A 23,574-nucleotide genomic window follows, 5' to 3' on the forward strand; every position below is an offset into this window, starting at 1 on the left:
TGCAACCACGCCAACGCCGCGCCGTCCACCAGCGGGCTGACCCGGCGATTGACTTCAGCGTGGTAGCCATTGAGCCAGTCGCGCTCCTCGGCCGTCAGCTTCTCCAGCACCAGGCAGCGGGTGTCGATGGGGCACAGGGTCAGGGTTTCGAACGCCAGGAACTCGCCAAACTCACTGCTCCCCGCCTCTGTGTTCAGTACCAGGTTTTCGATCCGCACGCCCCAGCGGCCCGGCCGGTAGGTGCCGGGTTCGATCGAGGTAATCATGCCGGCCTGCATCGCCGTGTGCGGTGCAGGGGCGGCCTGATAGGCGATCACCTGCGGCCCCTCGTGCACGTTCATGAAATAGCCGACGCCGTGCCCGGTGCCATGCCCATAGTCGACGTTGTCGGCCCAGATCGGCGCCCGGGCGATGGCATCGAGCAGGGGTGAGAGGATGCCTTTGGGGAAGCGCGCCCGCGACAAAGCAATCATGCCCTTGAGCACCCGGGTGCAATCGAGCTTTTGCTCCAGGGTCGGCGTACCCACCGGCACCATGCGGGTGATGTCGGTGGTACCGCCCAGGTATTGGCCACCCGAGTCGATCAGCAGCAGGCCATCGCCTTCGATCTGCGCATGGGACTCCTCGGTCGCCCGGTAGTGCGGCATCGCCCCGTTGCCGTTGAAGCCGGCAATGGTCGCAAAGCTCAGTGACACAAAGTTCTGCCGACGTGCCCGCGCCGCGCTCAAGTGCACGTCGACATCCACCTCGCTGACCGGCGCCACACCTAGCCTTGATTCAAGCCAGGCGAAGAATTCGCACAGCGCCGCGCCATCCTGCTCCATCGCCTGGCGAATGTGCGCCGCGTCAGCCTCGCTTTTACGCGACTTGGCGAACGTGCTGGGGTTCATGCCTTCCACTCGCGTGACCTGGCCGCCCACCTGGTCAAGCAGGCCACAGGTGACCTTGGCCGGATCGATCAGCAAGCGGGCCGTCGCGGGCACTTCGCCAAGGGCGGCGCCCGCCTCCTGGTAATCGCGCACCGTGACGCCATCGCTTGCCAGTTGCGCACGAAGGGTGGCATCGATTTTTTCCGGGGCGACGAACAGCAGCGCCTGGTCCTGGCTGATCAGCGCGAACGCAAGGAACACCGGGTTGTAGGACACGTCGCTGCCGCGCAGGTTGAACAACCAGGCGATGTCATCCAGCGTGGCGATGAAATGCCAGTCGGCGGCGCGCGCCTGCATCGCCTGGCGCACGTGGGCCAGCTTGTCGGCACGGCTTTGCGTGGCATAGGGCGCGGAATGGGCATACACCGGGTTGCCGGGCAACGACGGGCGATCGGCCCAGATCTGCCCCAGCAAGTCTTCCTGGGTGCGCAGCTCGATGTCACGCACCTGCAGCTTTTCTTTCAAGGTACGGGCCGAGGCCACCGCCATCACCGCGCCATCCACCGCCACCACGCCGCCTTGCGCCACCTCGTCGGCCAACCACTCCAAAGGCCCCGGGCGCCCGGGTTGCAGCTTCATCAGTTGGATGCCGCTGCCAGCCAGCTCCTTGTCGGCCTGTTCCCAGTAGCGGCTATCGGCCCACAGGCCGGCGAAATCGGCAGTCACCACCAGGGTGCCGACCGAGCCATGGAAGCCCGACAACCATTGGCGGCCCTGCCAGTAGCCCGGCAGGTACTCGGACAGGTGCGGGTCGGCCGATGGCACCAGCAGCGCGTCCACGCCTTGGCGTTGCAGCACTTCACGGATCTGCGCCAGGCGGCCGGCAACCGGCGCCTCAATGCTAGCCTGCGTATTCATGTTCTCTCCTGCTACCACGGTCATCTTCGTTATAGGGTCAGATAATGGAGCAGTGCCGCGACCTGGGCAACCGTCACCCACCCCATTGATCAGCGGGGCTGAACTATTGCGGGCACGAGCGATTCATAAAAGCAGACACATGGCGTTTGATGACATCTGCTTTCTCAAGCGAGCGTAGGGAGTTTCCTAATGTCCATCACACCACGCAAAGCCGGCGTCGTCTTGCTGGGCGAATCCAAGCCCACCCCCGACCACGAACTGGCCGTTCAGCGGAACCTGGCGCAGCGCATCGCAACCCTGCTGGGCACACGCTTTCTGGACGATGATGGCGAAGGCGAGGCCAACCTGTATTACCTGCCCAGCCAAACACTGATTGCCGACCCGCGTTACGCGGCCATGGGGATACGCCACGAAAGCGACTTTTTCGGCGGGCTGGTCAGCCAGCCATTCATGGCCACCAAGGCTATTTCCCATGCCTTGTTCCCGCAAGCCAGTGCGCCGCAAGGCTGGAACGACGATTTTGCGCGCCAGGCCGGCGATGCCTTGCTGGGCGGCTTTACCGTGTTCAACCTCGCCGATGCCCAGGCCGCCGCCACCCACTTGCTAAAACAGGCGCCGTTACGGCTCAAGCCGGTGCGTGCCACCGCCGGCCGAGGCCAAACCATCATTCGCGATCGCGACGAACTGGACCTGGTGCTCAGCCACATGGATGAGCAAGAGATACTGACCTGGGGCCTGGTGCTGGAAGAGAACCTGACCGAGGTCAGTACCTATAGCGTCGGCCAAGTGTGCGTGGCTGGCATCGTGGCCAGCTATCACGGTACCCAACAATTGACCGAGGACCACAGTGGCGCCCTGGTTTACGGCGGATCAGACCTGGTAGTGGTGCGGGGCGACTATGCTCAATTGCTACAACTGGAACTGGACGACGCCACGCGCCTGGCCGTCGAACAAGCACAACGCTACGAACACGCCGCACAAGCCTGCTTCCCGGGGTTCATCGCTTCGCGGCGCAACTACGACATTGCTCGCGGCCGCAATCACCTGGGCCAGTTGCGCAGCGGCGTGCTCGAACAATCCTGGCGCGTGGGCGGCGCCAGCAGCGCCGAAGTGCTGGCCCTGGAAGCCTTTGCCGCCAACCCGGCGCTGACCTGCGTGCGCGCCTCCACCCATGAAGTGTTCGGTGACGTGCAGGTACCTGCCGATGCCACGCTGTTTTACCAAGGGGACGATCGTGAAGTCGGAAGCATCAGCAAATTCGCACGGATCCGCGCCTATGAGCATTCGTAGTGAACCCCTGGACATCAAGGTGGATGGCGAAACCATCGCCGGCACCTTGCTCAGCCCCAGCGCCAAAGTGCCGGGCATCCTTTTCGTGCATGGCTGGGGCGGCAGCCAGCAACGCGACCTGGCGCGCGCCAAGAACATCACGGGGCTGGGGTGTGTGTGCCTGACATTCGATTTGCGTGGCCACGAAAAAACCGCCAGCCAGCGGCAAAGCGTGACCCGCGAACAGAACCTGGCAGACCTGCTGGCCGCTTACGACGAACTGGTCAGTCACCCGGCCGTCGACACCTCGGCCATTTGCGTGATCGGCAGCAGTTACGGCGGTTACCTGGCGACGATCTTGTCCAGCCTGCGCCCGGTGCGCTGGCTGGCACTGCGGGTGCCTGCGCTGTATTGGGACAATGAATGGACCGTACCCAAGTACGCGCTCAATCGCACGGAACTGGCCAGTTATCGCTTGGAACACCTGGGCCCTGGCGACAACCGGGCGTTGGGCGCGTGTGCAACATTTGAGGGGGATGTGCTGTTGGTGGAGTCCGAGCACGACGACTACGTGCCCCACACGACCTTGATGAGTTACCGCTCGGCCTTCGTCAATGCGCACTCATTGACCCACCGCCTGGTCGACGGCGCCGATCATGCGCTGTCCACCGATGCCAATCAAAAAGCCTACAGCGCAATGCTCAGTGCCTGGGTCAGCGAGATGGTGATTGGCGCACGGCTGGAGAAGTATCCGCACCACTCACCCTGGTATTCCTGAACCTCAACCTTGCCGGCCGTGCTGCAACGCACCGCGGTCGGCACTGACCTCGCCCATCCCTTCGTAGCCGAAGCTGGCCGGTTGCTCGCGTTCGATGCGCGCTCGCTGCTGCTGGTAATCATCAAACGACAAACTGCGACGGCTCAATTGCTCCAGCGCCAGCTCGCGCGTTTCGGCCGCGCTGTAACCGCGCTCTTCGGGGTGGTTAGCGCAACCGCCGAGGATGGCCAATGCGATCAACAGTGATGATGCGAGCAAGCGATTCATAAGTGCCTCCAGTTCCCGGCGGGTCTGTCGTGTGGGTATGGAGCAAGGTTACGGGCTGGGGCCGGCGCTTAAAAATCATCCGTCTCGATAGTGGCTATTGGTTTTTCGTTGCCGCTCGACCAACCACTTCGCGTCTTATTCACTAATAGAATATAAATATCAATCAATGATCTTTTGAGGAATAAAAAAACCTGCCTATAAAGGGTCCACGGCCAAACACTGCCTGCCGGGCAACTGTTGCCTCACCCACACCCCTTCAACAAAAGCACTGCCAGGGCACACCCTTCAAAAACCACCAATACGGCTGCAAGCCACGCCGTTCAAGGGCTGCGGCATTTGGTACGGTGATTGCTCTAACCACAGGTGTCCGTAGCGCAACTGTTAAGGAATTGACCATGACCCGTGCCCTGCAAGTCGTTGCCCTGTCGCGCCTGATGATGAGGGTTTGCCTGTGAGTGCGCACCCGTTGCACCTGCCCGCCCAGCCGCGCGAGATCGCCCGGCAATTGGCCGCCGATTTTGCCGAAACCGCCGTGGAGCGCGACGAACGCGGCGGCACTCCCAAAGCTGAACGTGACGCCTTGCGCCGCAGCGGGCTGCTGGCCATGAGCATCCCCCGCGAATACGGCGGCCTGGGCGCCACCTGGTCCGACACCCTGGAAGTGGTTCGCGAGTTCGCCAAGGTCGATAGCTCCATCGCCCACGTGTTTGGCTTCCACCACCTGATGCTGGCCACGGTGCGCTTGTTCGCCCGCGCCGACCAGTGGCAGCCGTGGTTCGAACAGACCGCGCGCAAGCAGTGGTTCTGGGGCAACGCCTTGAACCCGCTGGACACCCGCACCGTGGTCCGCGGCGCCGGTGGCTGGCGCGAGTTTTCCGGGCAAAAGAGTTTCTGCTCGGGGGCCAGCGATTCGCAAATGCTGATTGCCTCGGCGGTGGATGAAAGCGCCGGCGGCAAGTTACTGATCGCCGCCATCCCCAGCGGTCGCAGCGGCATCACCTTGCATGACGACTGGCACAACATCGGCCAGCGGCAAACCGATAGCGGCAGCGCCACCTTCGAGCGGGTGCGGGTCGAAGAGTCCGAGCTGCTGCTGGACCCCGGCCCCCTGAGCACACCGTTCGCCTGCCTGCGCCCGCTGATCGCGCAGTTGACGTTCACCCACATGTTCCTGGGCATCAGCGAAGGCGCCTTTGCCGAGGCCCGCCAATACACCGCCCGGGAAACCCGCCCGTGGTTCAAGTCCAGCAGCCAGCAAGCCAGCCAGGACCCGTACATCCTGCGTCACTACGGGGAATTCTGGGTCGCGTTGGAAGGCGTGCGGCTGTTGGTCGAGCGGGCCACCACCCTGCTTGACCAGGCCTGGGCCAAGGGGCCGGCGCTCAGCAGTGACGAACGCGGCCACCTGGCCGTGGCCATCGCCACCGCCAAGGTCGCCGCCAGCCGCACCGGCCTTGACCTGTGTACCCGGTTGTTCGAGGTCACCGGTGCGCGTGCCACCCACGCCTCGCTGCGCCTGGACCGCTACTGGCGCAACCTGCGCACGCAAACCCTGCACGACCCGCTGGACTACAAACTCCACGAGCTCGGCGACTGGGCCTTGAACCGGACGCTACCCATCCCGACCTTTTATTCCTAGAGATGCCCCATGCAGCTACTGACCTTACCGCCCTCGCCGGCCCTGGCCACCTCGATCCGCGCCACTGCCCAGGTGTTCGAAGACCCCAAGTCGCAGGCCTTGCTGGCGCACGTGCAACAAATCGCGCCCAGCGAAGCCAGCGTGCTGATCATCGGCGAGACCGGCACGGGCAAAGAGCTGGTGGCGCGGCACATCCACAACCTCAGTGGGCGGCGCAACAAACCGTTCGTGGCGGTCAACTGCGGCGCCTTCTCTGAATCGCTGGTGGAGGCGGAGCTGTTCGGTCATGAAAAAGGCGCCTTCACCGGCGCCCTCAGCGCCAAGGCCGGCTGGTTCGAGGAGGCCAACGGCGGCACGCTGTTCCTGGACGAAATCGGCGACCTGCCGATGCCCATCCAGGTCAAGTTGCTGCGCGTGCTGCAAGAACGCGAAGTGGTACGCCTGGGCTCGCGCAAGAGCATCCCGATCGACGTGCGGGTGCTGGCCGCCACCAACGTGCAACTGGAAAAAGCCATCAACGCCGGGCACTTTCGCGAAGACCTGTTCTACCGGCTGGATGTGGTCAGCCTGGAACTGAGCCCGCTGCGCGAGCGCCCCGGTGACGTGCTGCCCCTTACCCGCCACTTCATCGACAGTTACAGCCAGCGCCTAGGCTATGGGCCGGTCACCATCAGCCCCCAGGCCGAGCAGAAGCTGCGCGGCTACCATTGGCCGGGCAACATCCGTGAACTGGAAAACGTGATTCACCACACCTTGCTGATCTGCCGCGACGGGGTAATCCAGCGCGACGACCTGCGCCTGTCGAACATGCGCATCGAACGCAAGGATGACAGCCCGGATATCGACAACGGCGCCGAGGCCTTGCTTGACCGTGCGTTCCAGAAACTCTTCGAAGAACAGGCCGGTGCCCTGCATGAAAAAATCGAAGACGCCTTGCTGCGCGCCGCCTATCGCTTCAGCCATTACAACCAGGTGCACACCGCCAACCTGCTGGGGCTGAGCCGCAACGTGACGCGCACCCGTCTGATCAAGATCGGCGAGTTGGCGGTGAACAAGCGCAGGCCCGGGGAGACCATTCAGCAGGAGCGGATCTTACAATTGTCGATTTGAAACCTGCGCAATGGCCGAACGACGGTTACTGCTGCAACAGCGTGGCGGATGCTCACCGGTACAACCCGCACCGCGCCGTTCGTATAAACGCGCGATGGTGCGGCCCTGCTGGTAGCCCCCGGTTTTCAACCAGTCGCGGGAAAGCTCCGGGTCGTCGATGTTGAAGTTAGCACCGCCAATCAGCCACAGCCGGCAGGTGCTGGCGGGTAGCAGGCTGAAGCGATCGAGAAAAACGCTGTCGGCGCGCGGGTACAGCACGCTCGGCGCACCGCTGTCCTTGGGCCGGCCCTTGACCGACGGCGCGGTCAGCAACCAGGGCGTGGCTGGGGTGCGGTTGTAATAGGCCACGCTGAAATACCAGAACGGCGCGTCGACCACCAGCGCGTCCTGCGCTCGGTAGTGCTGGTTGACGTAGGCGCCCACTTCATCCAGGCGGTTGTCGCCGGCGTCCACCCCTGGCACCACCTCGCCCACCGTGTACAGGTTGAACAACCCCAAGCCGCTGAGCCACAGGGTCATTGCCAACAGCAAGGCCGCCGCCGGGCGGTGGGCGCTCAACCCGCGATCGATGGCCACGCCCAGCACCACGGGGAGCATCGAGGCGGCAAAGATCAAATAGCGCGGGTAAAACAATGGGCGCTGCAGGGACATCAACAACGCGCCCAACAGGGGCACCAAGGCACAACACACCAGCAATGTGTCGAACTGTCGCTCGCCGCGATCGCGCCACACCAGCGTGCCCAATACCGCCCACACCACCAACGGCAACAGCCACCAGATCGGCGCCGGCAAACCGCTGCCGGGGCCCAGTATCAGGAACTGCCAGAAAATCCCCGGCAAGGCCTGGGCCGTGGGCGCCGGCACCCAGTCCAGGTTACCGGCGCCAGCCAGTTGCGCCAGCAGGTGCGGCACCCAGGGCAGAAAGCAGGCCGCGATCGCGGCATTCACCAGCCACCAGCGCGGGGCAAGCAGGCCGCGGTTGCCCGTGCGCAAGCGGGCCAATGCCAGGTAACTCCAGTGGGCCAACACCGCCAGCGCCGTGAAATAATGGGTGTAGAAACCCGCACTCATCAACAGCCCGTAAACCACCAACGGCGCGACCCGCGCGGGCGCCCGCAACCAATACACCAACGCCAAGGTCGCGCCCAGCAACCACACCACCAACAGCGCGTACATGCGCGCCTCCTGGCTGTAGCGCACGGCAATCGGCAGCACCGCCAGCAACAGCCCGGCCAGCCAGGCGGCCCGCGCCGTGGCCAGCAGGCGCACCAACCATACCGCCAGCAGCACGCTCACGCCCCCCGCCAGCACACTCAAGCTGCGCACCGCCGGCACGCTGTCACCGAACAGGGCCATCCAGCCGTGCAGCAACAGGTAGTACAAGGGCGGATGAACATCGTGCCCGGCCAGCGCCCATATTTGCCCAAGGGGTAACTGGCCGAGCATCACGCTGTAGGCTTCGTCATACCACAGCACCGGGCTGCCCAACTGCCAGGCGCGCACGCCCAGGGCCAGTGCCAGCAGCCACCACAGTTGCGGCGCGCGCCACAGCACACCAACCGGTGCCTGGGCGGCGAGGTGCGTGGGCAGTGACGCGGTCATGCCGGCGCCGACAGCGACTGCTGGTCGTAGCGGCCCGTCAGCAGGTTCCACTTGATCCACATAATGTCCGGCAGCACCTTGAGCGCGGCCTTGAACGCCGTGCGCTCGCCCACCTTGCTGCCCTCGGCGATGTCCTGCCAATCGAGCACATTGATCAAGGCAAGGTCGTAGTGGTAGTGCTGGGCCAGCGCCAGCACCTCCAGGTCAAAGCCCCAGCTGTGAATGCGTTGGCGGGCGAAAATCTGTTGGGCAACGTCACGCCGGAACGCCTTGAAGCCGCACTGGGTGTCCGGCACGTCGCCAATCAGCACGCTGCGCACCAACAGGTTGCCGAGCACCGACACCAGCTTGCGCACGCCGTGGTGCGAACGCTGCAGGTCACGCACGCCAATGCCGATGGGCAGGTTGCGTGCCATCAGGCTGAACACCTGCTGCAAGTGCCACAAGGGCGTGGCGAGGTCGGCGTCCATGAACATGGCGTAGCGCCCGCGCGCCAACAGCATGCCCATCGCCACCTGGCGACCCTTGGTGAACTGCCCCGCAGGTTTGGGCCCGGCCTGCAGCAGGCGCACGCGTCGGTCACGCTGCTGCAGGTCGGCGACCAGGTCGGCGCTGCCGTCCGGGCTGCAGGCGTCCACCACCAGCACTTCGTAATCCATGTGCGGCGCCTGCGCGGCCATGTACTGGCGCAGGCGCCGCAGGCTATTGAGGATGCGCGGCTCACCGAGCAGCGGCACCGCTTCGTTATAGACCGGGATGATGATCGACAGATCGATATTCTTGTTGTTCTGGATCAATAGCGGCATTTTTCAGTTCACCCTCGAGCGCTCGCGCGCGCTCTGGCACAAAGACACATTCCCGATAGCCCACGTAGTTGAAAAGCATTGCCACCGCGACCGCCACCAGCCAGCCCAGGTTGCGCCGCACAAAGTCACCGTCAGCCGCCACCCCACCCCAGGCCAGCAACGCCTGCAGCCGGTCTGCCGGCCACAGCCAAACCGTGAGGAAAAGGTCGAGGATCAATGGCCGGATCGCATAGATACCCAGCAAAGTGATGACGATAAACAGCGCCACCCTGCGCAGTGGGGTGTGGCGGGCGCGGAAGGTGAAGCGCTGGTTGGCGACAAAGCTGTTGAGCATCGCCAAGGTGCCGGCAAGCACTGAAGCCCACAACACCCGCAAAGCGATCACATGCCAGGTCAGCAGGTTGAACAGACCCGCGTCGAGCACCGTGTTGACGACGCCTACCAGGCCAAATCGCTTGAGCCTGGCTATGTCTATGGCAGTAGGTCGCATGTCGAACCCCAGGAGGAAGCCCTCCAGGGCCCGTCTAAAGATTAGTACATCCTTAGTTATTTGCTGCCAGCTTCACCGCCAACGCCTTGGCCTGCAGCGCCACATCGGTCACCGCCGTGCTCTCCCACCACAGCCCGCGCAAGGGCGGCCCCATGGCGAACAGGCGCGTGGCCACCTGGCCGTCGGCCGCCACCACGGCGCCGCTGCCGTCGGCGGCGATGCCCAGTGCCAGTGGCCCCGGCTGCACCAGCCCGCGGGCCAGCAATTGGCGTGGCAAGGCACGGTCGACCCGCCGCCAGTCGTATTCGATGCCGGTGGAATTGATGAGTGCCACGCCGTGTTCGACGCGTGTATCGGCCTGCCCCCGATCGCGCAGGCGGATGGCGACCTGGCCGGGCTCGGCGGGTGCCAACCCTTGCAAGGATGCGGCGTGTATGTGCAAGCGGCCCGCCGCCACCAGCGATGCCAGCACCTGCGCACTCAACGGCGGTGAACGGTGATGGTGGCTTTCCCACCACGGCCGCAGGTGCCGCACGAATTGACGCTTGTGCCGTTCGCTGGCCTGGCTCCAGAGCCGGCCGATATTGGCCCGCACGGTGTCCAGCGGCGCCTGCCAATCGACACCTGCGGCCATGGCCTGGCGGCATTCGTGACGCAGCGCGCGGAAAATCTGCAACGGGCTGCGCAGGCTCGCGTCCGCCGCCAGAAAATCCGCCCAGGCCGGTGGCTGGCGGCGCACATGGGGCAATAGCCCGTGGCGCGAATACACCTGGATCGGCCCGCGATGCCCGGCCTGTTGCAGCGACACCACGGCATCGACCATGGTCAACCCGGAGCCGATGATCAGCACCTTGCCCAAAGGGTCGAGCCGGGCCATGGCCGCGACATCCCAAGGGTCGACGGCAGCGGCATTAACGCCCAAGGACTGGCGCTGCGGGGTGCGCGCCGCGGCAAACATACCGGTGGCCAACACGGCCTGGTCGGCGAACACCGTGCGCCCGTCGTTGAGCGTGACCTGCACGGCGCCGGTCAGCACCTGAAGGTCGCAGGCCTCGGCGCGCACGTGTTCCACGCTCGAACCCCATTGCGCGCCCAGCGCCTGGGCCTGCGCCAGGCGCTGCTGCACATACACCCCGAACAGCCCGCGCGGCGGGAACAGTTCGGCGACCGGCACCGCTTGTTCATGGGCCTGGGGCCAGCCGCCAGCGGCCAGGTACTCGGTGAGCCACTGGGTCAGGTCGTCGGGGTTGTCGGGGTCCACGCTCATGCGCGCGGCGTTGCCGTTCAGGGTATGGCCCAGTTCAGTCGCGCTGTAGGCCTCGCCGCGCCCCAGTTCGCTGCGCGGCTCGATCACCAGGATGCGCCGCTGGCCCGGCAGGCGCAGCGACTGCGCGGCCAACAGCGCACCGCTCAGGCCGCCACCGATGATCAAGAGAGTGCTCATGTGGTGCTCCGTGGGGTCGGGCACTGATCATCGCAGAGCGCCGGGGCCGGGCACAACCGTTGCCGGTCAACCCGCCTTGGCGTTGATCAGGCTGCTTTGCCGGGCAGCCTCCAGGCGAATCGCCACGAACTTGGAGGTCGGCGTAAAGGTGCGGTCGCCATAACTTTCCAGCGGCACCAGCGGGTTGGTCTCCGGGTAATACGCCGCCGCCTGCCCTTCGGGAATGTCGTAGGCAATCAGGGTGAAACCGCTGACCCGCCGCTCGCGCTCATCGCCCCACAGCGACACCAGGTCGACCTTCTGCCCAGGCTCGTAGCCCAGCTTGCGAATGTCCTTCTCGTTGACGAAGACCACGTCGCGCATGCCGTACACCCCACGGTAACGGTCGTCCAGGCCGTACAGGGTGGTGTTGTATTGATCGTGGGAGCGCATCGTCTGCAGGATCAACTGCGGCTTGACCGCCAGCTTGCGCACGCCCTCATCGATCAGGTGCTCGGGCAGCACGCTGGCACTGAACTGGGCCTTGCCAGTCTGGGTTTTCCAGATGCGCTGGGCCGCGTTGTTGCCCAGGTGAAAGCCACCGGGGTGCTGCAGGCGCTGGTTGAAATGCTCAAAACCGGGCAGGGTGTCGGCGATCAGGTCGCGGATGCGCGCGTAGTCGGCCACCGCCCAGCTCCAGTCGATCGGGTGCTTGCCCAAGGTGGCCTCGGCGATGCCGGCAATGATCGCCGGCTCAGAGCGCAACAGCGGCGACTTGGGTTTGAGCTGGCCGTGGGAGATGTGCACCATGCTGAAGGTGTCTTCGACGGTGATGCCTTGCACGCCCTCGGCCTGCACGTCGATGTCGGTGCGGCCCAGGCACGGCAAAATCAACGCCTGCTTGCCCATCACCAGGTGGCTGCGGTTGAGCTTGGTGGCGATGTGCACGGTCAGGTCGCAGTTGCGCAGCGCGGCGTGGGTGCGCGGGGTGTCCGGGGTGGCCTGGGCGAAGTTGCCACCCAGGGCGATGAACACCTTGGCACGCTTCTCCTCCATGGCGGCAATGGCCATGACCGCGTTGTGGCCGTGGTGGCGCGGCACATTGAAGGCGAAGCGCTTCTGGATGGCGTCGAGCAGGGCCTCGGAGGGTTTCTCATCGATGCCCATGGTGCGGTCGCCCTGCACGTTGCTGTGGCCACGCACCGGCGACAGCCCGGCACCGGGGCGGCCAACGTTGCCGCGCAGCAGTTGCACGTTGATCACTTCCTGGATGGTCGGCACCGAATGGCGATGCTGGGTCAGGCCCATGGCCCAGCACATGATCACCCGCTTGGCCTTGCGGTACATGCCGGCCGCCAGCTCGATGTCGGCCAGGGTCATGCCCGACTGCTGTTCGATGTGCGCCCACTCGGTGGCGTCCACTTCAGCCAGGTACGCGTCCATGCCGGCGGTATGCTCGGCAATGAAAGCGTGGTCAAACACCGCCTCGCTGCCGTTGGCCTGGGCTTGGCGCTCCCACTGCAAGAGGAATTTGGCGATGCCACGGAACACTGCCATGTCGCCGCCCAAGGCCGGGCGAAAGTACGCGGTGTTGGTCGGCTTGTCGCCGTTGGTGAGCATTTCCAGCGGGTGCTGCGGGTGCTGGAAACGTTCCAGGCCGCGCTCCTTGAGCGGGTTGATGCAAATCACCTGGGCGCCGCGCTGCACCGCCTCGCGCAGCGGTTCCAACATGCGCGGGTGGTTGGTGCCGGGGTTCTGGCCGATGACAAAAATCGCGTCGGCCTCTTCCAGGTCATGGAACACCACCGTGCCTTTGCCCACGCCCAGGGTCTCTTTCATGCTCACGCCGCTGGCTTCGTGGCACATGTTGGAGCAATCGGGGAAATTGTTGGTGCCAAAGGCACGCACGAACAGCTGATACAGGAACGCCGCTTCGTTGCTGGCCCGGCCCGAGGTGTAGAACTCTGCCTGGTCGGGTGATTCCAGGCCATTGAGGTGCCGGGCGATCAGCGCGTACGCCTCCTCCCAACTGGTTTGCACGTAGCGATCGCTGGCCGCATCGTAGCGCATGGGGTGGGTCAGGCGGCCTTGGTACTCCAACCAGTAATCGCTTTGGCCGGCCAGCGTCGACACGCTGTGCTTGGCAAAGAAGGCAGGGTCGACCCGACGGCTGGTGGCCTCCCAGTTGACCGCCTTGGCGCCGTTCTCGCAGAACTTGACCATGCCGTTTTCCGGCGATTCGCCCCAGGCGCAACCCGGGCAGTCGAAGCCGCCGTTCTGGTTGGTCTTGAGCATGGTGCGGATATTCTTGAAGGCATTCTTGCTGCCCAGCCAGTTCTGGGTCACGGCGATCAGCGCGCCCCAGCCGGCAGCGGCACCTTTGTAAGGTTTGAAACGATCGACCTGGGCCATGGCGCACTCTCTGGTAAACGGAACCTGCGCAAAGGGTGCCCCGCGCCCCTGGCCCCGTCCAATTGTTATGCTCGACCCGGTTATCGAGGCCCTCTATCACGCTTTGGTCGACCGTGACAGGTGCGGCCCCGGATGCGATCATGGCGGCCTTAACCTGCCAGTCAACTCCCCCGCTTCCCGAGGCTCTCTTGTCCAAAGGCATCATCTCGTCCGTCATGGCGTCCATGTTATTCGCCGTGATGTACTTCTATACCTCGCTGTTAACTCCGCTCACGGGCGAGGAGATCTTTGGCTGGCGCATGCTGCTGACCCTGCCCTGCGTCACCCTGTTCATGATCATCAGCAAGGACTGGCACCTGGCCGTGGACGTGTTGCGGCGCATTCGCGCCAACCCGGTGTTGCTGTTGGGGTGCATGGGCACCTCGGCGTTGATGGGCGTGCAACTGTGGCTGTTCCTCTGGGCGCCCCTGCACGGGCGCAGCCTGGAGGTGTCGCTGGGCTATTTCCTGCTGCCGCTGACCATGGTGCTGACCGGCCGCGTGGTGTACGGCGAGCGGCTGTCGTACCTGCAGAAGGTCGCGGTGTTTTTTGCCGTGTGCGGCGTCGGCCATGAGCTGTACCAACACGGCAGCTTCGCCTGGGAAACCTTGCTGGTGGCCAGCGGTTACCCGGTGTACTTCGTGCTGCGGCGAAAATGCAGCAATAACCACCTGGGCGGCCTGTGGACAGACATGTGCCTGATGTTGCCCGCAGCCTTGTGGTTTGTAGTGAAAGGCCCGCTGTCGACCGGTGACATGGCCGCCCACCCGGCCCTCTACGGGCTGATCCCGGTGCTGGGCATGATTAGCGCCCTGGCCCTGGTGAGCTACGTGATGGCCAGCAAGCTGCTGCCCTTCAGCCTGTTTGGCCTGCTCAGCTATGTAGAGCCGGTTTTGTTGGTGGGCGTGGCGCTGCTGCTGGGCGAAAGCATCGCCCGTGACCAGTGGCTGACCTACCTTCCGATCTGGCTGGCGGTGGTGGTGCTGATCATCGAAGGCTTCAAGCATTTGCTGCGCCAGCGCCGGCGCAGCGTTTAGCCGCGCATCACGATCAACAACAGGCTGATGGTAAAGAAGGACGCCAGGGTGGTGATCACCAGCGCCGCCGCGCAGCGCCCCTCCACCCCATAGCGCTGGCCCAGGATGGGGTACACGCTCATCATCGGCGCGCTGGCCAGCACCAGCCCGGCCAGCATCATCGGCAGCGGCAGGTCGTGAAACAGCCAGAACATCAGCCCCACCAGCAGCGGGTGCACCACCAGCTTGCCGCTGCTGATCAGGCCGATCTCGCCCAATTGCCCGCGCACCTTGGTGCCGTAGAGCACGCCACCGATCACGAACAATGCCGCCGGCGCCGCGGCCAGCGAGAGCATGTCGATGACCTTGAGCGGTGCCACCGGGATGCGCCAGCCCGACAGCGACAGGCTGCCGCCGATGATGATGGCGACGATCAATGGGTTGCGTGACAGGCGCCGCAGGGTTTCCAGCAGCACCACTTTGGTGGAGCCGCCTTGTTGCTGGCCGGCTTCGGCCAGGGCCAAGGCCAGGGGGATCATCACCAGGTTCTCGATGATCATGCCCAGCGCCAGGGCGACCACGGCCTGGTCGCCGGCGATCATCGCGGCGATCGGGTAGCCAATGAAGCCGCTATTGGACACCGACATGCCCATGGCGGCAATGGCGCTGTTTTCAAGCGTTGCCTTGCGCCACTTGTAGAACACCGCCATACCCACGGCAAAACTGCCCAGCGAGGCCAGGCCGTACGCCAGCAGGTAGTGGGCGTTGAACACTTCGCCGATCGGCCGCTGGGCCAGCGCCTTGATCACCAGGGCCGGCATGGCGAAGGTGATGACAAAGGTACCCACGCCGCGCATCTGTTCGCGGCTGAGCACGTTGAGCGTGGACGCCAGGTAGCCGAGGCCGATCAGGATGAAAATCGGTGCGGTAATGCCAAGCACTTCGAGCAACGAGAACCCCCTCGGCCAGCGTTTTTTATTGTGTACCGACAGGTTACTTCATGTTTGCGATGACAGGTAACCCGTTGCGGTGCAATGACAGGGTGACGGTGCCGCCCGTGCGCGTTGCCTCGGCAATCGCATCCACCACACGTAAGTTCTGCAGGCCATCCCAAGCGTTGACCAAGGGCTCGCACTGGCCACGGATCACCTGGCAAAAGTGTGCCAGTTGACGCGCCAGCGGGTCTTCGCGGACCAAGGCCACTTCAGACACGTCGAAGGGCGTCCACCACGAGCGGTCTTCGCGGTTGGCGTAGCGCTTGAGGCGCAGGGTCGGCACGCCCAGCGAGCCTTGGGTGCCGGCGATGTGGTAGCAGTCTTCATCGGCGTAGCTGGCGTAGGTCTTGTTCTCTTCACTGGTTTGCTCCCAACTGCGCGCGGAGGCCGCGGTGTCGGACAGCAAAAAACTACCCAGCGCGCCATTGGCAAAGCGCAGGCTGATCGCCGTGGTGTCTTCCACCGCATGGCCACGGGTGGCGTTGGACGCCAACGCCTGCACCGAGACGATCTCGCCGCACAAGGCCCGCAGGTTGCCGATCTCATGGATCAGGTTGAGCAGGATCGGCCCGGCGCCGATCTCGCGACGCCACGGTGCGGCATCAAAATAGCTGTCGGGCTTGTAGAACAGCGCGCTGCCCATCACCGCGACCACGTCGCCCAATTCGCCCTGTTCGATGACCTGGCGGGCTTTTTCCAGGATCGGGCTGTGCGCTCGGTGGTGCCCCACCAGCAGCTTGACCTTGGCCTGTTGCGCGGCAGCGTACAACCGCTCGCCCTGCTCCAGGGTATGCGCCAGGGGCTTTTCCACCAGGGCGCAGACACCCGCAGCCAGGCAAGCCAGTGCTTGCTCCACGTGCAAGTGGTTGGGGGTGGCCAGGATGACGCCGTCCGGGTGCTGTTCGGCAAACAGCTGCTCCAGGGAGGCGTAAAGCGGCACCTGCGCAGCCTCGGCGACTTTCGCGGCAGCCGGTGAAGGGTCGACGATGGCCAGCAGTTGGCAATCGGGGCTGGCCTGCACCAGTTCGATGTGGCGAAGGCCGATCATGCCGGCGCCGGCGACGGCAATGCTAATGGGCTGCATAAAGAGTCTCGTTGTTGTTATGAGTGAACCTAGGCTCTGTACGAAACGTATCCCAGCTCGGCCATGCTGCGTTGAAAACAGGCTCGGAATGCTCATTGACAACCAGTCAAGTCGAGCGCGACCCCGGTCCTTTCCTCGCCTGTTTTCGCCTTGCCTGGCCTTCGCTGGAACACATTTCGTACAGAACCTAGATTAAACCAAGGCTATTAAGACATAATCGGTCGTTATGAAGATTCAGAATGCGCCATTAGCGAACAATGATCCTTTCCTGCGCGACCTGCAGTTGTTCTGCTGCGTGGCCCGGCGCGCCAGCTTCATTGCCGCCTCCCAGGAAACCGGCATTTCCCCGGCCCATGTCAGCAAGCGCATCTCGGTGCTGGAGCAGACCCTGGGGGTAAAACTGTTCCAGCGCACCACCCGGCGGGTGAACATCACCGCCGATGGCGAGACGGCCTTCGTGTGGGCGCAGAAGATTCTGGGCAACGTCGACGACATGCTCCAGGCCGTGTCCGGGGTGCGCGACGAACCGCGCGGGGTGATCCGCATCAGTTCCAGCCTGCGCCTGGGCCGCGAATACATCGCCCCGGTGCTGTCGCAACTGCGCCAACAATACCCGGCCCTGGAAGTGTGGCTGGAACTGTTGGACCGCCGCGCCGACCTGATCGCCGACAATTTCGACATCGACATCCGCGTGGGCGAGGTGCTGGAGCAGCACCTGATCGCCCACCGCATCTGCAGCAGTTTCCGCATCCTGTGCGCGGCGCCCGCCTACCTGGAACGGCGCGGCACGCCGCGCAACCTGGCAGACCTGGCGCACCACGACTGCCTGCTGTTTCGCGAACGCGACCAGCGCTTCGGCGTGTGGCGCCTGGCGGGCCCCGGCGGCGAAGAGAGCGTGAAAGTCACCGGCCCCATGGCCTCCAACCACAGCGACATCGTGCGGGTGTGGGCGCATGATGGCTACGGCATCATCATGGCCTCGATCTGGGACGTGGCCGCCAGCCTGCGCGCGGGCGAATTGGTGCATGTGCTGCCCGCCTACCGCCAACCGGCCGACGTGTGGGCCGTGACCACGGCGCGGGCCAGCGAGTCGCAGAAGATCGGCGTGTGCGTGCAAACCCTGCGCGAACGCCTGACCACGGGCCCTTTGGCACTCATGACAGAAGCTTGACCGGCCGCTGTTTCACGACCTGTGTCTCATTTTTGTTACTCCCTGGTACGAACGTGCTACTTCTGGCATGAAATTTTCTACACGTTTGCGACCCGCAAGTTCGAGGTCCAGAATACTGGATCCACAGGTGCTTACCCTGCACCATTTGCAACCGGCGAACAGTAACCCTGTTCTATTAAAGTGCAGAGAAGGCCGCCAAAAGCGTGCCCATCGAGCCGTATAAGGAAGTAGGTTGTATGTTTGAAGTGCCGCAATCTCTCAAGCAAATGCTCTCGCGTTTCTCCAGCCGCACCGACCCACGCTTCCACTCCTTGCGCTGGGTTCGCGAAGAAGCCCTGGACCTGTCCGTTACCCGCAATGTCATCGAACCTGCGCGCCGCTCGCAAAGCGCCGGCGTGATGCTGTGCGCCCGCATCGAGGGTAACGAAGCCTTCGCCGCCACCAGCGACCTCACGCCTGCCGGGCTGGACCTGGCCTTCGAGCAGGCGTGCGCGCTGGCCAAGGCCATGGGTTGCCATGCATTGCTCAACCTGGCGCCAATAAACGGTACCGCCAGCCATACCCACTACCGCTCGCCCAACCTGGCCCAGGCCCTGCCTCACGCGGCGCATTGGCTTGAGCTGTTGGCCGCGCAATCGGCCAAGGTGCCCAGCGACGAGCGCCTGGTGCACTGGGCTGCGCGCCTGCGCATCAGCGATCGCCAACAACTGTATGTCGATTCAACTGGCAGCGAAGTGCTCAGCCAGCAACGCCGGCTGTACCCGGAGCTGGAGGTGACCGCCTTCGACGGCCAGCAAAGCCAGCGTCGCACCTTTGCCGTGGGCCAGCAGGGCAGCGCGGAACTGGTGAATGCCAGCGGCTTTTTGAACAAGGCCGAAGAAGTCGCCGACCAGGCCCTGCAACTGCTATTGGCGCCCAATACGCCCGAGGGCACCCGCGACCTGCTGCTGATGCCCGACCAAATGATTTTGCAGATCCACGAGTCCATCGGCCACCCGCTGGAGCTGGATCGCATCCTGGGCGATGAGCGCAATTATGCCGGCACCAGCTTCGTCACCCAGGACATGTTCGGCCACTATCAATATGGCTCCCCATTGCTCAACGTCAGCTTCGACCCATTTATTGCCTCCGAGCTTGCCAGCTACAGCCACGACGACGAAGGCACCCCGGCAGAAAAACACCTGCTGATCGCCAAGGGCATCTTGCAGCGCCCCCTGGGGGGTGCCTTGTCCCAGGCCCGCAGCGGCATGCACGGGGTGGCCAACAGCCGCGCCTGCGACTGGAACCGCCCGCCCATCGACCGCATGGCCAACCTCAACGTGGAGCCCGGCGACCAGAACTTGCAGCAAATGATCGGCGACATCGAACACGGCATCCTCATGGCCACCAACAAGTCGTGGTCCATCGACCAGGCCCGCAACAAGTTCCAGTTCGGTTGCGAGTGGGGCCAATTGATCGAAAACGGCCAATTGGCCGGCGTAGTCAAAAACCCCAACTACCGGGGCATTTCCTCGCAGTTCTGGCGCAACCTCAGCGCCGTGGGCAATGCCAGCACCTTCGAGGTGATGGGCACCGCCAACTGCGGCAAGGGCGAACCCAACCAGGCGATCACCGTGGGGCATGCCACACCGCCTTGCGTGTTCAAGAACATCGCCGTGTTCGGGGGGCAAGCCTGATGAACCACGCACATTTCAGCAGCGCCTTCGCCGCCATCCAACAGTGGGTCAGCGCCCAGTTGCGCGAGGGCGAACAGTTCTCCCTGTGGTTTGCTGCCGAGGACTCGCAATTTATCCGCTTCAACCACGGCCAGGTGCGCCAGGCAAGCCAAGTGCGGCAAATCGACGTGACCCTGCGCCTGATCCGCGACGAGCGCCATGCCAGCCAGCACCTGAACGTCAGCGGCGTAATCGAACACGATGTGCCGGCATTGGCCGAGGGCCTGGCGCAATTGCGCGCCTTGCTCGACGTGCTGCCTGCCGACCCTTACCTGGAACTGAACAACCAGGCCTGGCACAGCAACCGTGAGGCCAGCGCCCAACTGCCTGAAGCAAGCGACCTGATCGAACACGTGACGCGCCTCAGCGATGGCCTGGACATGGTCGGCATCTACGCCGGCGGGCCGATGTACCGCGGTTTTGCCAGTTCCTGGGGTGCCCGCGGCTGGCACCAGGCCGGCAGCGCCAGCCTGGATTTCAGCCTGTTCCAAGCCAACGGCGAAGCCGTCAAAAGCACCTACGCGGCCAGCGTGTGGAGCAGCGAGCAACTGGAGCAGCAGTTTGCCCAGGCCCGCGAGCAACTCCTGCACCTGGACAAGCCGCGCAAGGAACTGCCACCTGGCCAATACCGCGCCTACCTGGCGCCGGCTGCCGTGGAAGAAATCATCGGCATGCTCAACTGGGACGGTTTTTCCGCGCGCGCATTGGCCACTCGGCAAAGTTCGCTGCAGGCCCTGCAGCTCAAGCGGTCGAGCCTGTCGCCGCTGGTTAGCTTGAGCGAAATGGCCTCCACGGGGCTGGAGCCTGCGTTCAATACCGAAGGCGGCTTGCGTCAGGACCAAGCGTTGCTCGAACAAGGGCAGTTGGTCGGGCAGATGGTCAGCACCCGTTCGGCCCGCGAATACGGCTTGACCGACAATGGCGCCAGCCATTACGAGCATGCCGCGTCGCTGGAAATGACCGCTGGCAACCTGCCCAGCGACGAGATACTCGCAACACTGGGCACCGGTTTGTATATCGGCAACCTGTGGTACCTCAACTATTCGGACATGGGCTCGGCACGCATGACCGGCATGACCCGCTTCGCCAGTTTCTGGGTGGAAGACGGCAAGATCGTCGCGCCCCTGGCGACCATGCGCTTCGATGACAGCCTCTATCACATGCTCGGTGACAACCTGCTGGCGCTGACCCGCGAGCGCAGCCTGTCGATCAGCACCAGTACCTATGGCCAACGCTCGGCACAGACTTTGTTGCTGCCTGGCGCCTTGATCGACCGGTTCACCCTGACGTTGTAAAAACCCTGTTGTACCCCCGCCCTGGCCGCGATTCCCCTCCGTGGCCGGGGCAGGGTTTTATTATTTAAAAAACGCCCACCGGGGCATTTATCAAGAACAAACGCACGACACTTTCTTAATAAAGTGACGCGCCACCCCTTTACCCAACATTTATCACGCCCTAGATAAGAAGGCTCCTAGCGCACTAACTAAAAACACACTGCACCTCGAAAAACCGTTGCGTTCAACTTTGGTGCAACCGCAACTTACCAGCAAACTTATCGACTTTGGCCATTGGCCCGAATGAGATGAGCGGGACACTTCGCCCCGATTAATTTGCGCAAATAACTTACAGTTATAAATAGCTAGCACTGTGCGAGCAACCTCCACGAAAAAGTTACAGGAATGCGACATTCACCTGTAAATCGCTCCGCCAAGGCTCTGGCGCTGCGGTTCTGGCACAGCGGTTGCTAAGTATCAATTGAGATTCAAAACCGTACCTTTTGCTACAGCCACAAGAAGAAGGACCTGCGCAATGCCTCCGTCACCTCGAATACGTTAATCCTTAGACGATAAAAGAGCAGGCTCCGGCCGTTGCTCGATGGCGTTCTGCGCCTTATCGATCGCCGCCCCACCGACAACTTCGAACATTATCCAATGTTTGAACGGACGCTTATTGCCCTTCTTCTTATATGAGGGAGCTTTAATGAATGATGCGGTAAAACAGATGCCTCGACAGGCCCCGCCCGGCGCAACTTCCGCGGCGTGGCCAGGCATTCCTTTCAAGGCCAATACTTCACGGCCCGGCACCTTGAATAAACAGCACGTGCTGTTATTGATTGCCGCCTCCGTGTTGCTGCACGGTGCCGCCTGGTGGTGCATTCGCCAGGCGGATGCGCAGGTGCCGGAAGTGGCCCCGCAAGTGCCGGAGATGACCGTGGAGCTGACCAGCCCGACGCCACCGGCACCCGAGCCGCCACCGCCAGAGCCACCACCGCCGCCACCGCCACCGGAACCCGAACAGCCGGTCGAAGACCCGGACGCGGTCAAGCCACCGCCCAAGCCTGTGGAAAAACCCAAGGTGGAAAAACCCAAGCCGGTGAAGAAGCCGGAGCCGGTGAAAAAGCCCGCCCCGCCGGTACCACCAACGCCAGCGCCAGCCGCGGCGCCGAGCGCACCCACGCCACCGTCGCCCGCACCGGCCGCACCCGCGGCGGCGCCGGGCCCGGTCAAGGAGTCGGCCGCCGTGTCGGGGTTGGCAAGCCTGGGCAACCCGCCACCGGAGTACCCCTCCCTGGCCTTGCGCCGCAGTTGGGAAGGCACCGTGGTGCTGCGCATCAAGGTGTTGCCCAACGGCCGCGCCGGCAGCGTGGAGGTCACCCGCTCCAGCGGCAAGCCGCAGCTCGACGAAGCAGCGGTGGAAGCGGTGCGCAACTGGAAGTTCATTCCGGCCAAGCGTGGCGACACCCCGATCGAAGGCTTCGCCACCCAAACCATTGATTTCAAGTTGCCGCAGTAATTCTGCGCAACCCACTTATTAAACGCTATGCGAGGTATCGCCATGAACGCGTCACTGTCTTCCATGATTGTCCCGGGCGTGCTGTGGGCCCTGGTGGTGTTTTCGGTATTGAGCTGGGGCCTGCTGCTGGTCAAATCGGCCCAGTACCTGCGCCTCAAAACCCAGAACAAACAGTTCACCAAGGCCTTTTGGGCCGCGCCCGACTTACTGACCGCCGCCGAACATTCCGGGCAATACCCAGGCTCGCTGGCACGCATCGCCAACAGCGGCTTCGAGGCCATGGCCGCCGAAGACGCGCCGCGCACCACCCAGCAACTGGCCCACACCATCAACCGCCAGGACCGCCTGGAGCGCAACCTGCGCCAGCAAATCCAGAAGGAGCGCCGCGCCTTGGAAGCCGGCCAGGCAATCCTGGCCAGCATCGGCAGCACGGCGCCCTTCATCGGCTTGTTCGGCACCGTGTGGGGCATCATGGAAGCGCTGCAAAGCATCGGCGCCAGCGGCTCGGCCAGCCTGGAAACCGTGGCTGGGCCCATCGGCCACGCCCTGATCGCCACCGGCGTGGGCATCGCCGTCGCCGTGCCGGCGGTGCTGATCTACAACTTCTTTTTGCGCCGCCTGAAGCTGGCCGTGGCCGACATGGACGACTTCGCCCATGACTTCGACAGCCTGGCCCAGCGCAGCGCCTTCGCCGTGAGCCGCCAACCCATCGCCCACAAGCACGCCCAGGCCGTGCGGGAGGCCAGCTAAATGTCCTTCTCCACTCAAGACAGCGACGAAGTGCTCAGCGAAATGAACGTCACCCCGCTGGTGGACGTGATGCTGGTGCTGTTGGTGGTGTTCATCGTGACCGCGCCACTGATGACCAACGCCATCAAGGTCAACCTGCCCAAGACTGACGCTGTGGCCGCCGCCGACAAGAAAGACCCGGTGGTGGTCAGCGTCGACCAGGACGGCAAGTTCTACCTGGCCAAGAACGAAGTGGCGCCGGAGCTGCTGGAAAAGAGCCTGCAGGACGTCAAGGCCAAGGACCCCGAGGTGCGGGTCCAGCTACAGGCCGACACCAGTGTGAACTACGGCCAGGTGGCTAAGGCCATGGCCTCGATCGAGCGCTCGGGCATTACCAAAATCTCGGTGATGACCTCGCGTTAGAAGCAGGGGCCGGGCACGGGTGAGGT

20 protein-coding genes (1 of these 20 only partly in view) are annotated in these 23,574 nt (G+C 63.8%); 11 read left to right on the top strand and 9 right to left on the bottom strand.

Annotated features, from left to right (window positions below; genetic code table 11):
* Window positions 1-1,787: the 5' portion of an aminopeptidase P family protein gene (locus L9B60_RS00040; RefSeq protein ID WP_249674915.1), read on the bottom strand. The gene continues 22 nt to the left of window position 1, outside the view; 1,787 of the gene's 1,809 nt are visible here — the first part of the coding sequence; the start codon lies at window positions 1,785-1,787; its stop codon lies off the left edge, out of view.
* 189 nt (window positions 1,788-1,976) lie between these two features.
* Here L9B60_RS00040 and L9B60_RS00045 point away from each other — a divergent pair, with 189 nt between their 5' ends.
* Together L9B60_RS00045 and L9B60_RS00050 are read left to right on the top strand one after the other, a co-directional pair.
* Window positions 1,977-3,077, top strand: coding sequence for a DUF3182 family protein (locus L9B60_RS00045; RefSeq protein ID WP_249674918.1), 1,101 nt, complete (start codon window positions 1,977-1,979; stop codon window positions 3,075-3,077).
* Entirely contained in the window at window positions 3,064-3,834 is a 771-nt protein-coding gene (locus L9B60_RS00050) for an alpha/beta hydrolase family protein (protein WP_249674920.1), read from the top strand. Before L9B60_RS00045 ends, L9B60_RS00050 begins: the two co-directional genes overlap by 14 nt.
* 3 nt (window positions 3,835-3,837) lie before the next feature.
* Here the strand turns inward: L9B60_RS00050 and L9B60_RS00055 are convergent, their stop codons facing one another.
* The gene (locus tag L9B60_RS00055; RefSeq protein WP_249674921.1) at window positions 3,838-4,101 is read right to left on the bottom strand and encodes a hypothetical protein; all 264 of its coding nucleotides are present in this window, start codon (window positions 4,099-4,101) and stop codon (window positions 3,838-3,840) included.
* Window positions 4,102-4,552: 451 nt separating this feature from the next.
* Here L9B60_RS00055 and L9B60_RS00060 point away from each other — a divergent pair, with 451 nt between their 5' ends.
* Window positions 4,553-5,740, top strand: coding sequence for an acyl-CoA dehydrogenase family protein (locus tag L9B60_RS00060; RefSeq protein WP_249674922.1), 1,188 nt, complete (start codon window positions 4,553-4,555; stop codon window positions 5,738-5,740).
* Window positions 5,741-5,749: 9 nt separating this feature from the next.
* The gene (locus L9B60_RS00065) at window positions 5,750-6,850 is read left to right on the top strand and encodes a sigma-54 interaction domain-containing protein (RefSeq protein ID WP_249674924.1); all 1,101 of its coding nucleotides are present in this window, start codon (window positions 5,750-5,752) and stop codon (window positions 6,848-6,850) included.
* On the opposite strand, the gene L9B60_RS00070 is transcribed toward L9B60_RS00065, so the two are convergent.
* The 5 genes from L9B60_RS00070 to L9B60_RS00090 all read right to left on the bottom strand — a co-directional run bounded on the left by L9B60_RS00070 (window position 6,833) and on the right by L9B60_RS00090 (window position 13,583).
* Window positions 6,833-8,452: a glycosyltransferase family 39 protein gene (locus L9B60_RS00070; protein ID WP_249674926.1), complete on the bottom strand. Its 1,620-nt coding sequence runs from the start codon at window positions 8,450-8,452 to the stop codon at window positions 6,833-6,835. The two genes, L9B60_RS00065 and L9B60_RS00070, sit on opposite strands and share 18 nt — an antisense overlap.
* Window positions 8,449-9,258, bottom strand: coding sequence for a glycosyltransferase (locus L9B60_RS00075; protein WP_249674928.1), 810 nt, complete (start codon window positions 9,256-9,258; stop codon window positions 8,449-8,451). Before L9B60_RS00075 ends, L9B60_RS00070 begins: the two co-directional genes overlap by 4 nt.
* Window positions 9,197-9,748: a GtrA family protein gene (locus L9B60_RS00080; protein ID WP_249674930.1), complete on the bottom strand. Its 552-nt coding sequence runs from the start codon at window positions 9,746-9,748 to the stop codon at window positions 9,197-9,199. The genes L9B60_RS00075 and L9B60_RS00080 overlap by 62 nt, the downstream gene beginning before the upstream one ends.
* A gap of 52 nt (window positions 9,749-9,800) precedes the next feature.
* The gene (locus L9B60_RS00085; RefSeq protein WP_249674931.1) at window positions 9,801-11,192 is read right to left on the bottom strand and encodes an FAD/NAD(P)-binding protein; all 1,392 of its coding nucleotides are present in this window, start codon (window positions 11,190-11,192) and stop codon (window positions 9,801-9,803) included.
* A 66-nt stretch (window positions 11,193-11,258) separates the two neighbouring features.
* The gene (locus L9B60_RS00090) at window positions 11,259-13,583 is read right to left on the bottom strand and encodes an FdhF/YdeP family oxidoreductase (protein WP_249674933.1); all 2,325 of its coding nucleotides are present in this window, start codon (window positions 13,581-13,583) and stop codon (window positions 11,259-11,261) included.
* 140 nt (window positions 13,584-13,723) lie between these two features.
* On the opposite strand from L9B60_RS00090, the gene rarD reads away from it, so the two are divergent.
* Complete coding sequence (rarD, locus tag L9B60_RS00095; RefSeq protein ID WP_438866043.1) at window positions 13,724-14,659, top strand: EamA family transporter RarD; 936 nt, start codon at window positions 13,724-13,726, stop codon at window positions 14,657-14,659.
* On the opposite strand, the gene L9B60_RS00100 is transcribed toward rarD, so the two are convergent.
* Entirely contained in the window at window positions 14,656-15,588 is a 933-nt protein-coding gene (locus L9B60_RS00100; RefSeq protein WP_249674936.1) for an AEC family transporter, read from the bottom strand. The genes rarD and L9B60_RS00100 overlap by 4 nt on opposite strands.
* A gap of 43 nt (window positions 15,589-15,631) precedes the next feature.
* Complete coding sequence (locus L9B60_RS00105) at window positions 15,632-16,717, bottom strand: Gfo/Idh/MocA family protein (RefSeq protein ID WP_249674937.1); 1,086 nt, start codon at window positions 16,715-16,717, stop codon at window positions 15,632-15,634.
* A 226-nt stretch (window positions 16,718-16,943) separates the two neighbouring features.
* Between L9B60_RS00105 and L9B60_RS00110 the strand changes: the two genes are divergently transcribed.
* From L9B60_RS00110 to L9B60_RS00135, 6 genes are all read left to right on the top strand, one after another.
* On the top strand, window positions 16,944-17,888 hold the full coding sequence (locus tag L9B60_RS00110) for a LysR family transcriptional regulator (RefSeq protein WP_249674938.1): 945 nt from the start codon (window positions 16,944-16,946) through the stop codon (window positions 17,886-17,888).
* A gap of 236 nt (window positions 17,889-18,124) precedes the next feature.
* Window positions 18,125-19,564 carry a TldD/PmbA family protein gene (locus L9B60_RS00115; protein WP_249674939.1) on the top strand — a complete coding sequence of 480 codons (1,440 nt, stop codon included), beginning with the start codon at window positions 18,125-18,127 and terminating at the stop codon, window positions 19,562-19,564.
* A complete protein-coding gene (locus L9B60_RS00120; RefSeq protein ID WP_249674940.1) occupies window positions 19,564-20,898 on the top strand; it encodes a TldD/PmbA family protein in 1,335 nt (444 codons plus the stop codon). The genes L9B60_RS00115 and L9B60_RS00120 overlap by 1 nt, the downstream gene beginning before the upstream one ends.
* A gap of 685 nt (window positions 20,899-21,583) precedes the next feature.
* Complete coding sequence (locus L9B60_RS00125; protein WP_249674941.1) at window positions 21,584-22,396, top strand: energy transducer TonB; 813 nt, start codon at window positions 21,584-21,586, stop codon at window positions 22,394-22,396.
* Between the two features lie 42 nt (window positions 22,397-22,438).
* Complete coding sequence (locus tag L9B60_RS00130; protein WP_249674942.1) at window positions 22,439-23,146, top strand: MotA/TolQ/ExbB proton channel family protein; 708 nt, start codon at window positions 22,439-22,441, stop codon at window positions 23,144-23,146.
* Window positions 23,147-23,548 carry an ExbD/TolR family protein gene (locus L9B60_RS00135; RefSeq protein ID WP_249674944.1) on the top strand — a complete coding sequence of 134 codons (402 nt, stop codon included), beginning with the start codon at window positions 23,147-23,149 and terminating at the stop codon, window positions 23,546-23,548.
* The last annotated feature ends 26 nt before the right edge of the window (window positions 23,549-23,574 follow it).

Origin of the sequence: Pseudomonas abieticivorans, from assembly GCF_023509015.1 — a bacterium.
Taxonomy (GTDB): Bacteria; Pseudomonadota; Gammaproteobacteria; order Pseudomonadales; family Pseudomonadaceae; genus Aquipseudomonas; species Aquipseudomonas abieticivorans.